This window comes from Sulfitobacter delicatus (assembly GCF_900102535.1).
Classification (GTDB): Bacteria; Pseudomonadota; Alphaproteobacteria; order Rhodobacterales; family Rhodobacteraceae; genus Sulfitobacter; species Sulfitobacter delicatus.
In genome coordinates, this window is record NZ_FNBP01000001.1 from 405,438 (window position 1) to 420,061 (window position 14,624).

Genomic DNA, 14,624 nt, shown 5'->3' on the forward strand with positions numbered 1-14,624 from the left:
CCGGCCCATGCCGACCGGGGCGAAGCTGTGTTTACTTGGCCAATTCTTGTGCGCGCGAGACGAGTACGTCCCCACCCGGCACTTGGCTGGAGAATGCAGCGTAGATCGGTGCGGAGGCTTCGATAAAGGCGGCCTTATCAGCCTCGTTGACCTCTACCCCTGCGGCACGGACCTTTTCGACGAGTTCACCATCGGCAGTTTCGCCTTGGTTCAGCGACCAGTCCTGAACAGAAGCCGCGACCTTGGTGGCGGCGGTTTTGACGTCATCGGGAAGCTTCGACCAGGTTTCAGCCCCGGTGGTCAGATAGGTTGGCGAATAGACGTGGCCGGTAAGGCTGAGGTAGCCCTGCACCTCTTGGAAGTTCGCGCCGACGATATTGGTCAGCGGGTTCTCCTGACCGTCCATTGTGCCGGTTTGAAGGGCGACAAAAACTTCGGAGAAAGACATCGGGGTTGGGTTCGCGCCCCATTCTTTGAACATCGAAACCCGCCATTCGGAAGAAGGCGTACGGATCTTGAGACCGTCGAGATCGCTAGGGGTGTTGATCGGGCGGGAGTTGTTGGTGATCTGACGGAAACCGTTCTCCCACGTGGAAAGAACTTCGAGCCCGGCTTTACGCGCCAGCGGCGCCAGATCGGGCTGCACGATTTCGGCGTCGATTGCCTTCAGATGGGCGCGGTCCTGCACGAGGAAAGGCATGTCAAAGAGCGCAAACTCGGGCGCGACATTGGTCATGATGGAGGAGATCAGCGTGAAATCAACGGTGCCCAGACGCAGCTTTTGCATCAGTTCCTTTTCATTGCCGAGTTGCGCATCGGCGTAGAATTCCACTGTATGCGCGTCGCCCAGCGCTTCTTGTAGCTGTTCGGCAAAGCGTGCGGCGCTTTTGCCCTGCAAACTGTTCGACGCCGCGCCCACGGCCACCACATAGGTGTCCGCCACTGCGGGTGTCACAAGGGCAAAGGTCGCGGCGGCCAGACTGGCGCTCAGGCTCTTTGTAAGGGTTTTCATCGTATCTCCTCCGTTGGTTAAGAAAGTTCTGCCGCATCCGCTGCACCTTTGCCTATCGGGAAATGAACATCGGCGACGCAGCAGCTTGTGCGATCGTCCTTTTGTCATTCCTTACCCTCCGTAATTTGGCGCTTTAGCATTTTGGCATTCCAAAACTCCAATATGATGATAAGAGTGATGTCAACATGATTCGTCTTCGGAAGCGTCCGGCAGAACGAGAAACAGCGAAAAAGAGAGGCCCTGATGACTAAGATCAAATCCGTCCGCACCCGTGTCTGGAACTGGAAGGGGCCGACTGTGCCCCCCTCGGGAAATTTCTGCACCAATGCGTCGGATGCCCTCTGGATCAAAGGCGACGCCATGGCGAGCTTTCGCTTTCACCAGTGGCTAACCTGCGAGATTGAGACGGAAGACGGCACCATCGGCATCGGCAACGCGGCCTTGGCGCCCATGCTGGTGAAACAAGCAATCGATGAATGGTTCGCGCCGCTGGTGGTCGGTGAAGACCCCTTTGACTACGCTTACCTGTGGGAGAAAATGTACCGCCGCAGCCATGCTTGGGGCCGCAAGGGGATCGGAATGACGGCCATTTCGGCAGTCGACATCGCGATCTGGGACTTGATGGGCAAGCTGGTCGGCAAACCCGTGTTCAAACTTCTGGGCGGGCGCACCAAAGAGAAAATCCCGGTCTACTATTCCAAGCTCTACGCAGGGCCAGTTGAAAGCATGCAGGCCGAAGCCGAAGAGGCCTTAAAGCACGGCTACACCGGCTTTAAGTCGCGGTTTGGCTTTGGGCCAAAGGATGGCATGGCGGGCATGCGCGAGAACCTTAAACGCGTCGAAGCGCTGCGAGAGGTGATCGGCTACGACAACGATCTGATGCTCGAGTGCTACATGGGTTGGAACCTAGACTACGCCAAACGGATGCTGCCCAAACTCGCAAAATACGAGCCGCGCTGGCTGGAAGAACCGGTGATCGCCGATGATGTGGCGGGCTATGCCGAGTTAAATGCCATGGGCATCGTTCCGATCTCAGGCGGTGAACATGAATTCAGCGTGATCGGCTGTGCCGAACTGATCAACCGCCGCGCGGTGAGCGTGCTGCAATATGACACCAACCGCGTGGGCGGCATCACCGCCGCGCAAAAGGTCAACGCGATTGCTGAGGCCGCCCAGATCCCAGTCATCCCGCATGCCGGCCAGATGCATAACTACCACCTGACCATGGCCAATACGAACTGCCCGATGTCCGAGTACTTCCCGGTTTTCGATGTCGAGGTCGGCAATGAGCTCTTCTACTACATCTTTGAAGGCGACCCGGAGGCGCAGGACGGTTTCTTGCAGCTTGACGATGACAAACCCGGCCTCGGCATCTCCATTTCCGACAAACATCTTTCCAACTTTGAGATTACAGAATGACCAAATACTCTGGCATCTGGCCCGTCGCCCCGACCCCGTTCAACGAAGACGGGACAGTCGATTACGAAGGCATGAAACGGGTGATCGACTGTATGGTCGATCAAGGCAGCGATGGCATCTGCATCCTCGCCAATTTCTCTGAGCAGTTCCTTATCACCGATGAAGAACGTCGCCTTCTGACCGAGGTGTCGCTTAAGCATATGGCGGGACGACTGCCCGTCATCGTCACGATCAGCCACTACGCCACCCAGATCGCCGTGGCCCGCGCGCAGCATGCCAAAGACCACGGTGCCGCGATGGTCATGATGATGCCCCCGTACCATGGCGCATTGCTGAAAGGGTCGGCGGAACAGAGCTTTGAGCAGTTTGCCCAAGTGGGCGAAGTTGGCATCCCGATCATGGTGCAAGACGCGCCGCTTTCAGGGGTCGATCTGCCGGTGCCGCTGCTTGTGCGCATGGCACGCGAGATTGAAGAGGTCCGCTTGTTCAAGATCGAATGCCCGCAGGCTGCAGCCAAGCTGCGCGATCTGATTGCGGCAGGTGGTGACGCCATCGAAGGCCCCTTTGACGGGGAGGAGGCGATCACGCTGCTCGCCGATCTCGAGGCCGGGGCCACTGGTGCCATGACCAGCGCGATGATCCCCGACCAAATCAAGCTGGTGATTGACCATTTCGCTGCTGGCGACATTCGGGCCGCGACGGATGCCTATGCCCGCGTCTTGCCCGCGGTGAACCATGAGAACCGTCAATGCGGCTTCCGCTCGGCCAAAGCAGCGATGGTCGAAGGCGGTGTGATCCGGTCGGAATTCTGTCGTCACCCGATTGCCCCATTGCATCCTCAGACACGAGAGTCCCTACTCCGCTTGATCCGGCCGCTTGAGCCGGTGGTGCTGAGCTGGGGAAATTGACATGAGCAAGAAGACCGACATCACAGACCTCGACACAGGCGAGCTTGCCCTCGCGCGGCCCCGCGCCACACTGGTGGAGGTCGCCGCAGACAAGCTGCGCGAGTTGATCTTGCTGGAGAAGCTGCCTGCCGGGGCGCATATCTCCGAGCGCGATCTGGCTGCTGCATTGGGCATCAGCCGGACCCCGCTGACCCGCGCTTTGACTATTCTCGAACAGGACGGATTGATCGAATATTCGGTCACCCGCCGCCCACAAGTGGCCAATCCCCGGCTGGACGAGATTGAACAAAACCTGATTGTCATGGGTGCGCTCGAAGCATTGGCGGGGGAGTTGGCCTGTGCCTGTATCACGGACGCCGAGATCGAACAGGTGGCTGAGTATCAACGCCAGATCGAGGCAGGAGACAGCACGCTTTCCCCGCTGGAGTCCTTCCGGCTCGACATGCAGATGCATGAGGCCATCGTGCAGGCGAGCCGCAATGCACCGCTGATTGATACGCATCTCAAGTTCAATGCACGGCTATGGCGTGCGCGCTTTCAATCCTCGCAACGTCGCTCAGGCCGCGGCCAGACCTTGGCCGAACACCGTGCCATCGTCGACGCCCTGACGCGGCGGGACGCCAAAGCCACATCCGAGGCCCTGCGCCACCACCTGGCCTCGGCCGTCACCAATACCAAAAAAGCTTTGCAAGAAGACGGCAAAGCCAAGGACCGAAATACAGAAACGGAGTGAACATGACCCCAAGAATTGGTGTTATCCCCGGTGATCCCAGCGGCATCGGGCCAGAACTTGTCGCCCGGCTGCTGGCAGATGACTGCTGCGAGCGGGCGCAGATCTTGCTGATCGGCGACCGTCATGTCTTTGAAATGGGGCAGAGCCAAGCCGGGTGCGACCACACAATGACAACGGTGGACGCGACTACACAGGATTGGACCGCGACCGCGCCAGTCGCACTGCATGAGATGGAAACGATCACAGCCGAGGATGTCGTTATCGGCCAGAGTACCGAAGCCTCGGGCCGGTCCACGCTCCGGGTCCTCGATCAAGCGCTCGACTTTGTGCAGGAGGGGGTGATCGACGCAATTCTCTTCGCGCCGTTCAACAAGGCCTCCATGCATATGGCCGGGATTGGTCATTCGGATGAGTTGCATTACATCGCCGAGAAATTGGGCGTGACCAACTACATCTCCGAGCTCAACACGCTCGACGACATGTGGACCAGCCGGGTCACCAGCCATATCGCCCTGCGTGATGTGGCCGACGCGATCACCCCCGACCGCATCCAAGAGGCCACCCGCCTGATCGACCGCACCCTGCGGCAAGCCGGTCACGCGCGGCCCCGCATTGCCGTGGCAGCGCTTAACCCCCATGCCGGGGACGGCGGCAACTTTGGCCGGGAGGAGATTGACGTGATCGAACCGGCCGTGCGTCACATGGCGGGCGGTCAAATGGCTGTCACGGGTCCGCTGCCGTCTGACACCGTCTTTCTGAAAGTCACGAGAGGCGAGATCGACGCCGTGGTCACGATGTACCACGATCAAGGCCAAATCGCCCTCAAACTCCTTGGCTTTGACCGAGGTGTAACGGTTCAGGGCGGGCTGCCTGTCCCGGTGACCACCCCGGCACACGGCACCGCATTTGACATCGCAGGCCAGGGCACAGCCGACGTTGGCGCCACCCGCGCGGCATTCGAGGTTGCCTGCAAAATGGTCCGGAATTCGCAAAAGGAGACAGCAGCATGAGCTTCACCCCGCATGGTAAACACTTGATCGCCGGCACATGGGTCGGCGCTGAGCAGACTTTTCCATCTGAGCCCGCCAGCGGTACGTCGCATGACTTTAGTGTCGGAACAACGGCGCTTGTCGATCAGGCCTGCGAAGCGGCAGAAGCTGCGTTTTGGTCCTATGGCTATAGCACCCGCGAGGCGCGGGCCGCTTTCATCAACACGATTGCCGATGAGATCGAAGCCCGCGCCGAGGCGATCACGGATATCGGCACGCGCGAAACGGGCCTGCCAGAAGCACGGCTAAACGGCGAACGCGGTCGGACCACGGGGCAGTTAAGGCTTTTTGCCGATCATATCCTTAAGGGCGACTACCTCGATACAAGGCACGACCCGGCCCTCCCCGACCGGCAGCCCCTGCCCCGCCCGGACCTGCGCATGGTACAGCGCCCGATCGGACCAATCGCAGTCTTTGGCGCTTCCAACTTCCCGCTGGCCTTTTCCACCGCCGGTGGCGACACAGCCGCAGCACTGGCCGCAGGATGTCCGGTTGTCGTAAAGGGCCATTCCGCCCATCCCGGCACGGGCGAGATTGTGGCCGAAGCGGTGCATGCTGCGATTGAGAAATGCGACATGCCAAAAGGTGTCTTCTCCTTGATCCAAGGCGGCGACCGCGCGGTCGGCCAAGCTTTAGTTCAGCATCCCCTCATCAAAGCAGTAGGCTTCACCGGCTCGCTTGGCGGCGGGCGCGCCTTGTTTGACCTTTGCGCCGCACGCCCCGAACCGATCCCGTTTTTCGGCGAACTGGGTTCAGTCAATCCCATGTTCGTCCTGCCGGAGGCCTGTAAATCCCGCGGCACCGCGCTTGGCGAAGGCTGGGCCGAATCGCTGACAATGGGGGCGGGTCAGTTCTGCACCAACCCCGGCATCGCAGTCGTACCGGAAGGCGCTGAGGGCGACAGGTTTGTCGAAGCTGCCGCCGCGGCTTTGAAAGACGCGCCCGCGCAGGTGATGCTGACCGATGGCATCGCGCAGGCCTATCGCGACGGAAAAGCTCGGTTCGATCGCCGCAATGCGGTACAAGCGGTTCTCTCAACCGAAAGCGAAGGCCGCAACGCGCTGCCCAATCTGTATGAAACTGATAGTGCTGCGTATTTGCAGGATCAGGAGCTTGGGGAAGAGGTCTTTGGCCCCCTCGGGCTCGTCGTTCGAACCAGCTCTGTCGAAGAGATGCAAAGCCTCGCAAAAGGACTGGAGGGCCAGCTTACCATCACGCTTCAGATGGAAGACGCAGACACCGAAGCCGCGCAGCGCCTCATGCCAATCATCGAGCGCAAAGCCGGGCGTTTGCTTGTAAACGGCTTCCCGACGGGCGTTGAGGTGGCTGACAGTATGGTTCACGGAGGTCCTTACCCGGCCTCGACCAACTTTGGAGCAACATCAGTTGGCACCTTGTCGATCCGGCGTTTTCTGCGTCCGGTTTGCTATCAGAATATGCCAGCGGCTTTGCTGCCTGAAGGCTTCTGAAAAACAGGCCCACACGAGGACGTGCGGGCCTAATCACTTCGGAAATTTCGAGAATGAACCTCCCGCTAAAGTAAAACCGTTCATGGATACAGTGGAACGGGCCAGTTCAGCCCGCGATCCCCTTCCGGCCGGGCGCGACCTGTGATGCATCAAACCCTTCTGAGATGATGTGTTCCGGCACCGACTTTCCCTGTACCAATGCGCAGGCCAAAGCGCCGGCAGCCGGCGCCGATTGGATTCCGTAGCCCCCCTGCCCGGCCATCCAGAAGAATCCGGGCGCTACATCTGAAAACCCGATCACGGGCTCTTTGTCCGCGACAAAGCTGCGCAGGCCTGCCCATTTGTTTTCGATCCGCCGGATGTCTAAGGCGAAGGCGGTCATGATGCGATCCGCGCAAATCGCAACGTCCATTTCGTCTGGTTGAACGTCGCAAGGGTCGCTGGGGGTCTCATCCGCGGGTGAGATCAGCAGTCGCCCGGCGTCGGGCTTGAGGTAGAATTTTTCATCGATATCGATGGTGATCGGCCCATCGCGCTGCGTGAAACCTTCCGGTTCTGCGACCACCATCGCGGTCCGCCGCTTGGGTACGAGATGGATCGCCTCAGCCCCCGCCATCATGCCAATCTCTCCGGCCCAGGCCCCGGCGGCATTGACGACCACTGGTGCCTCAAATTGACCCTGCCGGGTCGTAATCACCCATGTGTCGCCTTGCCGTTCGAGTGTCTCGACAGCAGCCTTTGTAATCAGCTTACCGCCTGCCGCTTTGAACTTGCGCAGATAGCCTTGGTGGAGACCGGCGACATCAATGTCCTGCCCGCCTTTGTCCAACATGCCCGCAACAGCATAGCCATCTCGGAGCAGAGGTTGGGTGGCTTGCAATTGCGGCCCGCTGAGCAGTTCGACCGCGCCAGTTTCCGCGGCCTCAGCGTATAGACCTTCTAGCGCGCCCATTTGGTCATCGCGCGCGATCATCAGGATTTGTCGCTGGCTTAACAGAGGTGCCTGCGCAAACCCTTCGGGTGGATGGTCAAAGAATGCGCGAGAGGCTCGGGTCAGACCTCGAACGCCGCTTGGTCCGTAGTTCGGCGCGAATACTGCCGCGGAGCGGCCCGTGGTATGGTAGCCGGGTTGGGCCTCCATCTCGAGCATGATGACCTCATGCGTCTCAGCCAGCTCGGCCGCTACAGATGCGCCAGCGATTCCTGCACCGATCACCACGATATCTGCTGTCTCAACCGACCTCATCCAGCAAGCCCTTTCCTCTGAAAATACAGTCACCGACGCTAGCGAAAGTTCTTCGCATCGCAACACCGATCGTTCAAAACTGAAATCCGCGGCTCACCCGTTTGCGCGGAGTTGTACGCGCTTGTAGCGGCCCTCTACCCAGGCACCCGATCTTCCAACCGCTTGAACGCGAGCGCGATGATGCCGGCGATTATCATATAGAATACCGCTAGGAGTATCAGCGGTTCATAAACGATGAAGGTATCCGAACGCACGCGGGACGACACCGCGTAAAGCTCGACCACCGTGATCGTCGCGACCAGTGGCGTGGCCTTTAGCTGCAAGATGGTCTCCCCTCCCAAAGTCGGCAGGACATTGCGGATCGCCTGTGGCAGCCAGATCCGGCGAAACATCGTAAGGCGCGGCATGCCAAAGGCGTTCGCCGCCTCAAGCTGGCCTTTATTCACGCTGGAAAACGCCCCGCGCATGACTTCGCCCTCATAGCCCGCATAGGACAGCGTCAGCGCCAGAACTGCATAGGGCCATGCCTGGCGCAGATAGGGCCACAACTCGCTGCCGCGAATCCAAGGAATCTGCGGAAATAGTGAACCGAGCCCGTAATAGAGCAACCAGATCTGCAAAAGCAGCGGTGTGCCGCGGATGATAGTACAAAAAGCCCGCGCCGGGGCGGCGAGATACCAAGGCCCGACAGCTTGGGCGAGGCCCAACGGAACGGCCAGCGCAAACCCGAGAATACAGGTCACAACCATAATCCAAATCGTGCGCCACAGCCCCTCTAGGGCGAGGGGCGCATATTCCGGTATCCAATCCCATCGCAGGGTCACGGCACACCAGATCACCACGGCGACCAGCAGCAGGAGCATTACAATCCGGTGCGGTTGCATCAAAGCGCGCAGAGTGGTCATCGGCTCCCCCCTCTTAACGAAGGTTGCCCGCGTCGCGCCCATTTTTCGATCCGGCCAAAGACCACGCCGGAGAACAGCGTTACCAGCAAGTACAGCGCACCAGCGGCGAGAAAGAAGGTGAAATAGGCGCGCGTGCTGGCGGCAGCCTGACGGGTTTCCAGTGTCAGTTCGCTAAAGCCGACGATGGCCAAAAGAGCAGTGTCCTTGGTGGCGATCAGCCATAGGTTCGCGAGACCGGGCGTCGCGAAAGACATCATGGCTGGGATCGTTACCCGCCGCATCAGCAAGAAAGGCGGCATGCCGTAAGCCCGTGCGGCTTCGATCTGCCCGGAGGGAATGGCTTGGATCGCGCCACGCAAGACCTCGGTCGCATAGGCACCTTGGACGACACCCAAGACCCATATGCCAGCGACCACGCCACTGATCTCGACCCGCCCATACCCCATAGCTTGAGCCACTTGGTTAATCAGGTCGGTGCCGACGTAGTAAAGGATCAAGATCAACACCAGCTCCGGCACCGCTCGGATCACGGTGGTGTAGACAGCGAGGAGATCGCGAAGGACCACCCCGCCATAAAGCTTGCCGTAAGCGCCAAAGAGCCCGATCAGCAAACCAAAGCCAAAGGCGCCAAAAGCGATTTGCAGCGAATTCGCCAGCCCGCGCAAAAGGTTGCCGCCCCACCCCGGGGGGCTAAGCGACAACAGTTTTGCACTTTCGGCAAGCCCGAAGGTTTCGAAGAGAAAGTCCAAGATATGCGCTTACTCGGCGTAAATGCTGGTATCGAAATAGCGCGAGGTGATCTCTTCATGCGTGCCGTCTTCGAGGATCTTGGCAATGCCTTTGTTCAGGCTCTCCCGCAGCGCATCGTCGCCCTTGCGGACACCGGCACCAACCCCTTTGCCAAGGATCGCTTCGTCATTTTCGACCGCGCCCTTGATCTCGCAGCAGGTGCCGTTGTCGGAGTTCACGAAATCCGCCATGGCGATGCTGTCTGCCTGTGTGGCGTCAATGCGGCCTGCGACCAGATCCTGATTGGCCTCGTCTTGGGTCTGATAGACACGGATCTCATCCGCATCGCCAAAATGCGCGTTGGCATAGGCTTGGTGAATGGTCGACGCCTGAATGCCGATAATTTTGCCTGCCAGAGATTCTGGCGTGGGCTCAATATCCATCGATTTATCCGCCACGATAACCGCAGGCGTGTTGTAGTAGGGATCACTGAAGTCGATGGTCTTCTGGCGCTCTTCGGTGATCGACATCGATGCCATGATCGCATCGATCTGCTGGCCGGTCAGCGAGGGGATGATGCCGTCCCAAGCGACGGGGGTGATCACACAGTCAAGCTCTGCCGCCGCACAGACCGCATTGATGATCTCGACTTCCCAGCCTTCCCATTCGCCAGCAGCGTTCAGCGACGCAAAGGGCGGATATGGCTCAGCGGCGATGCCAATCTTCACTTCTTCAGCGGATACGGCGGCGGCACTCATTGTGGCGGTAGCGATGGCTGCGGCCAGTAGTTTCTTCAGTGTCATAGGTAGTCTCCCTGTTTTGTTATTGGTAGTTTAGCCGACCGTCTGCAGGAATTGCTGAAGCCGGGCAGATTGAGGGTTGCCGAAAAGCTCTTCCGGCGGCCCCTGTTCTTCGATGCGCCCCTCGAAAAGATAGACCACATGGGTCGCAACTTCGCGGGCGAATTTCATCTCATGGGTCACGAGCAGCATGGTGCGCCCCTCAGCCGCCAGATCGCGGATAACGGTGAGCACTTCGCCCACCAGTTCCGGGTCAAGCGCGCTCGTAGGTTCATCAAAAAGCATGACGCTGGGGTCCACCGCGAGGGCGCGGGCAATGGCCGCACGTTGTTGCTGACCACCAGAAAGGAAGGCCGGAAAGGTATCAGCCTTGTCACCCAGACCGACACGGTCAAGCAGCACCCGCGCGCGCTTGATCGCCTCGGCGCGCGGCACCTTTAGCACATAGACCGGCACCTCAATGACGTTTTCCAGCAAGGTGCGGTGGGTCCAGAGGTTGAAGGCCTGAAACACCATGCCCAGACGCGTGCGAATGCGCTCGATCTGGCGGCGGTCGACGGGTGAACCGTCTCGCCGCATTTTGATCTCTTCGCCGTTGACGACGATCTGGCCTGCGCTCGGCGTTTCCAAGAAGTTGATGCAGCGCAGAAAGGTTGATTTGCCAGAGCCGCTGCCGCCGATGATAGCAACGACATCGCCCTTTTGGGCGGTAAGCGAGACACCTTTCAGCACCTCCAACTTGCCAAAGGATTTATGCAGGTCAGTGACCCGAATAGCCTCTTCCTGCCTGCCGCTTTCGATCGCGGTATCTGTGGCCGGGTCGGTGACCCCCATTAATCTTCCCCTATTTTTGAGACTTGTATTAATGCCGTGTTACAGTAATTATGCAAGCGTATAATTTCTAAATCTGGAACGCGCCCGTGTCGGAAAACACTCGCAAATTCAAGCGTGAGCCGGCGGCACAACGTAGGGAAGCGCTGATTAGAGCGACCCTGTCCCTCATCGCCGAACAGGGCGTTCAAGCGGCCACTGTCCGTGCCATTGCGACCCGTGCGGAGGTCACGCAAGGCATGATCCGACACTACTTTTCGTCGAAAGAAGACCTGATCACCGCGGCCTATGAATATCACATGAACCGTCTGACCAACCTGACCTCGGCCCGTGCGGACGCGGCGCAGGGCTCGGCCAGGGCGCGGCTGGTGGCCTTTGTGGTCGACAGCCTGACGCCGCCGGTGGTCGACGCCGGATCGGTGAGTCTTTGGGCCGGGTTTCTTAACAAGGTCCATGACGACGAACAGATGCAGACGATCCACCAGCGGACCTATTACGAATTCCGCGACCGGCTCGAAGCATTGATCGGTGAAGTACAGGGCGAGGCCGGGATCGTAAGCACGGCACAAGACCGACGCCTGCTGGCCATCGCCTGCAACGCTTTAATCGACGGTCTTTGGATGGAGGGCGGGGTCTTGCCCGGCGCCTTTGCGCCGGAGGAACTGCCGCAGATCGGGATCAAATCCATCGGCGCGATCATCGGAATGGACCTAGCAGAGACAGGGCAGAAGACATGAGACATACAGATATCACCCAACGTCTGGCCGGGCTCGGCGGGGCCAAATGGGAAGTCCATCTCAAGGCGCGCGAACTTGCGGCGCAGGGTCGCGATATTATCGAACTGACCATCGGTGAGCCGGATGTGCCAACGCCTGACGCGCTGATCGAAGTCGCAGCCGATGCCATGCGCCGGGGCCGCACAGGCTACTCCGACGGGCGCGGCGAAGACGGGCTGCGGGCAGCATTAGCCGAACGGTATTCGCGCAGCGCGGGCCGGCCCATCACCCCCTATCAGATCATGTGCTTCCCCGGCACGCAGACCGCGCTTTATGCCGTTCTGCTGGGCGTGGCCGAGGCGGACTGCGAGGTGCTGGTCGGTGATCCGATGTATGCCACCTACGAAGGGGTCGTCCGCTCCAGCGGGGCCGAGGTGGTGCCGGTGCCGCTGCGCGCCGACAACGGCTTTCGCATTCATGCTGACGACATTGCTGCCCGGATAACCCCCTATACCCGCGCCATCCTGCTGACCACGCCGCATAATCCAACGGGCGCGATCCTGACGCGCGAGGATATTGATGCGCTTGGGGAACTGGCTATCGCACATGACCTCTGGATCATCTCGGACGAGGTCTATGAAGAGTTGATCTTTGACACCTCGGAGTTCTGCTCGCCCCTGTCGCGCGCAAAACTGGCCGACCGGGTGATTGTCGTCTCTTCGATCTCGAAATCCCACGCCGCCCCGGGGTTCCGAAGCGGCTGGTGCGTGGGGCCGGAAGCTTTCACCGAAGCGCTCTTGCCCCTGTCGGAAACCATGCTCTTCGGCAATCAGCCCTTCATTGCGGACATGACCGAAAAGGCCGTTCGCGAAGGCTCTCCTGTGGCAGAGGGTATGCGCCAGCGTTTTGCCGCACGCGCTGAGCGTTTGCACGACAGGCTATCAAAAGAAAGCGCGCTCAAGGTGCACCGCCCAGAGGCTGGGATGTTTGCGATGATCGACGTCTCGGCCACCGGGATGATCGGCACGGATTATGCGCTGCACCTGCTGGAGCACGGCGGCGTCGCCGTGATGCCCGGGGCGTCATTTGGCGAAACGCTAGACGCTTGGGTGCGCGTGGCCCTTACAACCGACGACGCAGCGTTCGACGCAGCCTGTGACCGCATCATCCGCCACGCCGCCCAGCTGCAACTGGAAACCGCATGACCAGCATCGGCGAAGCACTGGTGGCTCAACTATCGGAGCGCGGGGTCGACTGCGTCTTTGGCATCCCGGGCGTTCATACGATTGAGCTTTACCGCGGCTTGGCCGCTTCTGGCATTCGCCATGTCACACCCCGGCACGAACAGGGCGCGGGCTTCATGGCCGACGGCTACGCCCGGGTCTCGGGCCAGCCGGGCGTAGCCTTTGTCATCACCGGGCCGGGGCTGACCAATACGCTTACAGCAATGGGACAGGCCCGCGCGGATTCCGTGCCGATGCTGGTGGTTTCGGGTGTGAACAAACTATCGACCCTCGGGTTGGGCATGGGGCATCTGCATGAACTACCGGACCAACGTGCGCTGGCGCGAAATGTAGCGCTAGTGTCGGAACGGGTTGAAAGTGCCGACGATCTGACGCCGATGCTGGCGCAGGCCTTCGCCCCTTTCCAGAGCGGAAGGCCGGGGCCGACCCATCTGGAAATCCCGCTCGACATCGCTGGCGCACCTTTTACGGCGACGCCCCTAACCGATACGCCGCCTGTCCGGCCCTCACCTGACCCTAGTCAAATTGAGCAAGCGGCGGCACTTTTAGCAGAGGCAAGAGCCCCGCTCATCCTTGCCGGTGGAGGGGTGCGCAAAGCCGGGACCGCCTTGCGCGCTTTCGCCGAAAAGCTAGGCGCGCCGGTGGTGCAAACGGTGAATGCCCGCGGGCTGATGTTTGAACACCCGCTCGGCGTCCCCGCCAGCCCGAGTCTGCAGGCCACACGCACCCTGATTGAGGAGGCAGATGTGGTTCTGGCGCTCGGCACCGAATTGGGGCCGACCGACTATGATATGTATGCTAACGGCACCATGCCCCAGATGCCGTCGCTGATCCGCATTGATCTCTGCCCAGAGCAATTGTCCCGTCACCCCGCAACTTTGGCCATTCTCGGTGACGCAGCGACTGCGCTAGAGGCGCTGGATAGCCTGATCGCAGAGGGAAATACTGCTCCGAACGGTGCAGAAAGGGCAGATCGAACCCGCCGTGCGGCTTTTGAGGAAATCGGCCCTGACATGCGCGCGCTATCAGACGTGCTCGCCGCCGCGCGGCAAGCCGTTCCAGGCGCGATCATGGTCGGGGATTCCGCCCAGCCGATTTATGCCGGGAACCTTTATTACGATCACGACCGCCCCGGCGGTTGGTTCAACGCTGCGACTGGTTTCGGTGCACTCGGCTATGGCATCCCCGCCGCAATAGGGGCCGCACTGGCTGCGCCGGATACGCCCGTCCTCTGCATCACCGGGGACGGCGGCGCCCAGTTCAGCCTGCCCGAATTGATGTGCGCGGTGGATGAGAAGCTGCCGATCTGCTTCGTGATCTGGAACAATCACGGCTATCAAGAGATCGCGACATCCATGCAATCCGCCGGGGTAAGTGTCGTCGGCTGTGACCCAACCCCACCCGATTTCGAAGGCGTGGCAGGTTCCTGCGGCATGCCCTTCTGGCGCTGCGGCCCCACGCCTGAGGAAGTGGCCGAAGCGCTCCGCGCTGCCACGTCCTCGAACGGGCCGACAATGATCGAAATCCAAGCGGACTTGCCCCCTTGCCCGCAGAACAAATGAG

14 protein-coding genes are annotated in these 14,624 nt (G+C 60.3%); 8 read left to right on the top strand and 6 right to left on the bottom strand.

The window, feature by feature from the left end:
* Positions 1-31: 31 nt before the first annotated feature.
* Positions 32-1,012: a TRAP transporter substrate-binding protein gene (locus tag BLS57_RS02095; RefSeq protein ID WP_093738672.1), complete on the bottom strand. Its 981-nt coding sequence runs from the start codon at positions 1,010-1,012 to the stop codon at positions 32-34.
* A gap of 243 nt (positions 1,013-1,255) precedes the next feature.
* Here BLS57_RS02095 and BLS57_RS02100 point away from each other — a divergent pair, with 243 nt between their 5' ends.
* The 5 genes from BLS57_RS02100 to BLS57_RS02120 are packed head-to-tail and all read left to right on the top strand — an operon-like array spanning position 1,256 to position 6,590.
* The gene (locus BLS57_RS02100) at positions 1,256-2,431 is read left to right on the top strand and encodes an L-rhamnonate dehydratase (protein WP_093738674.1); all 1,176 of its coding nucleotides are present in this window, start codon (positions 1,256-1,258) and stop codon (positions 2,429-2,431) included.
* The gene (locus BLS57_RS02105; RefSeq protein WP_093738676.1) at positions 2,428-3,339 is read left to right on the top strand and encodes a dihydrodipicolinate synthase family protein; all 912 of its coding nucleotides are present in this window, start codon (positions 2,428-2,430) and stop codon (positions 3,337-3,339) included. The genes BLS57_RS02100 and BLS57_RS02105 overlap by 4 nt, the downstream gene beginning before the upstream one ends.
* A 1-nt stretch (position 3,340) precedes the next feature.
* The gene (locus tag BLS57_RS02110; protein WP_093738678.1) at positions 3,341-4,072 is read left to right on the top strand and encodes a GntR family transcriptional regulator; all 732 of its coding nucleotides are present in this window, start codon (positions 3,341-3,343) and stop codon (positions 4,070-4,072) included.
* A gap of 2 nt (positions 4,073-4,074) precedes the next feature.
* On the top strand, positions 4,075-5,082 hold the full coding sequence (locus BLS57_RS02115) for a 4-hydroxythreonine-4-phosphate dehydrogenase PdxA (protein ID WP_093738680.1): 1,008 nt from the start codon (positions 4,075-4,077) through the stop codon (positions 5,080-5,082).
* Positions 5,079-6,590, top strand: coding sequence for an aldehyde dehydrogenase (NADP(+)) (locus BLS57_RS02120; RefSeq protein WP_093738682.1), 1,512 nt, complete (start codon positions 5,079-5,081; stop codon positions 6,588-6,590). The genes BLS57_RS02115 and BLS57_RS02120 overlap by 4 nt, the downstream gene beginning before the upstream one ends.
* Positions 6,591-6,696: 106 nt before the next feature.
* Here BLS57_RS02120 and BLS57_RS02125 read toward each other — a convergent pair whose 3' ends face one another.
* The 5 genes from BLS57_RS02125 to BLS57_RS02145 all read right to left on the bottom strand — a co-directional run bounded on the left by BLS57_RS02125 (position 6,697) and on the right by BLS57_RS02145 (position 11,104).
* Positions 6,697-7,836 carry an NAD(P)/FAD-dependent oxidoreductase gene (locus BLS57_RS02125; protein WP_093738684.1) on the bottom strand — a complete coding sequence of 380 codons (1,140 nt, stop codon included), beginning with the start codon at positions 7,834-7,836 and terminating at the stop codon, positions 6,697-6,699.
* Between the two features lie 134 nt (positions 7,837-7,970).
* The gene (locus BLS57_RS02130; protein WP_093738686.1) at positions 7,971-8,741 is read right to left on the bottom strand and encodes an ABC transporter permease; all 771 of its coding nucleotides are present in this window, start codon (positions 8,739-8,741) and stop codon (positions 7,971-7,973) included.
* Positions 8,738-9,490 carry an ABC transporter permease gene (locus BLS57_RS02135; RefSeq protein WP_093738688.1) on the bottom strand — a complete coding sequence of 251 codons (753 nt, stop codon included), beginning with the start codon at positions 9,488-9,490 and terminating at the stop codon, positions 8,738-8,740. The genes BLS57_RS02130 and BLS57_RS02135 overlap by 4 nt, the downstream gene beginning before the upstream one ends.
* A 9-nt stretch (positions 9,491-9,499) precedes the next feature.
* On the bottom strand, positions 9,500-10,273 hold the full coding sequence (locus BLS57_RS02140) for a transporter substrate-binding domain-containing protein (protein WP_093738690.1): 774 nt from the start codon (positions 10,271-10,273) through the stop codon (positions 9,500-9,502).
* Between the two features lie 30 nt (positions 10,274-10,303).
* Positions 10,304-11,104 (bottom strand): ABC transporter ATP-binding protein, encoded by an 801-nt coding sequence (locus BLS57_RS02145; RefSeq protein ID WP_093738692.1) that lies wholly within the window; start codon positions 11,102-11,104, stop codon positions 10,304-10,306.
* 86 nt (positions 11,105-11,190) lie between these two features.
* On the opposite strand from BLS57_RS02145, the gene BLS57_RS02150 reads away from it, so the two are divergent.
* Genes BLS57_RS02150 through BLS57_RS02160 form a run of 3 tightly spaced genes read left to right on the top strand, consistent with a single transcriptional unit; the run spans position 11,191 to position 14,623 of the window.
* Complete coding sequence (locus BLS57_RS02150; RefSeq protein WP_093738694.1) at positions 11,191-11,838, top strand: TetR/AcrR family transcriptional regulator; 648 nt, start codon at positions 11,191-11,193, stop codon at positions 11,836-11,838.
* Entirely contained in the window at positions 11,835-13,022 is a 1,188-nt protein-coding gene (locus BLS57_RS02155; protein ID WP_093738696.1) for a pyridoxal phosphate-dependent aminotransferase, read from the top strand. The genes BLS57_RS02150 and BLS57_RS02155 overlap by 4 nt, the downstream gene beginning before the upstream one ends.
* A complete protein-coding gene (locus BLS57_RS02160) occupies positions 13,019-14,623 on the top strand; it encodes a 5-guanidino-2-oxopentanoate decarboxylase (RefSeq protein ID WP_093738698.1) in 1,605 nt (534 codons plus the stop codon). The genes BLS57_RS02155 and BLS57_RS02160 overlap by 4 nt, the downstream gene beginning before the upstream one ends.
* Position 14,624 lies beyond the last annotated feature (1 nt).

Excerpts from the sequence above, each read along its gene's own strand:
- BLS57_RS02095 (WP_093738672.1), bottom strand. The coding sequence starts at position 1,012 with ATGAAAACCCTTACAAAGAGCCTGAGCGCCAGTCTGGCCGCCGCGACC.
- BLS57_RS02100 (WP_093738674.1), top strand. The coding sequence starts at position 1,256 with ATGACTAAGATCAAATCCGTCCGCACCCGTGTCTGGAACTGGAAGGGG.
- BLS57_RS02105 (WP_093738676.1), top strand. The coding sequence starts at position 2,428 with ATGACCAAATACTCTGGCATCTGGCCCGTCGCCCCGACCCCGTTCAAC.
- BLS57_RS02110 (WP_093738678.1), top strand. The coding sequence starts at position 3,341 with ATGAGCAAGAAGACCGACATCACAGACCTCGACACAGGCGAGCTTGCC.
- BLS57_RS02115 (WP_093738680.1), top strand. The coding sequence starts at position 4,075 with ATGACCCCAAGAATTGGTGTTATCCCCGGTGATCCCAGCGGCATCGGG.
- BLS57_RS02120 (WP_093738682.1), top strand. The coding sequence starts at position 5,079 with ATGAGCTTCACCCCGCATGGTAAACACTTGATCGCCGGCACATGGGTC.
- BLS57_RS02125 (WP_093738684.1), bottom strand. The coding sequence starts at position 7,836 with ATGAGGTCGGTTGAGACAGCAGATATCGTGGTGATCGGTGCAGGAATC.
- BLS57_RS02130 (WP_093738686.1), bottom strand. The coding sequence starts at position 8,741 with ATGACCACTCTGCGCGCTTTGATGCAACCGCACCGGATTGTAATGCTC.
- BLS57_RS02140 (WP_093738690.1), bottom strand. The coding sequence starts at position 10,273 with ATGACACTGAAGAAACTACTGGCCGCAGCCATCGCTACCGCCACAATG.
- BLS57_RS02145 (WP_093738692.1), bottom strand. The coding sequence starts at position 11,104 with ATGGGGGTCACCGACCCGGCCACAGATACCGCGATCGAAAGCGGCAGG.
- BLS57_RS02155 (WP_093738696.1), top strand. The coding sequence starts at position 11,835 with ATGAGACATACAGATATCACCCAACGTCTGGCCGGGCTCGGCGGGGCC.
- BLS57_RS02160 (WP_093738698.1), top strand. The coding sequence starts at position 13,019 with ATGACCAGCATCGGCGAAGCACTGGTGGCTCAACTATCGGAGCGCGGG.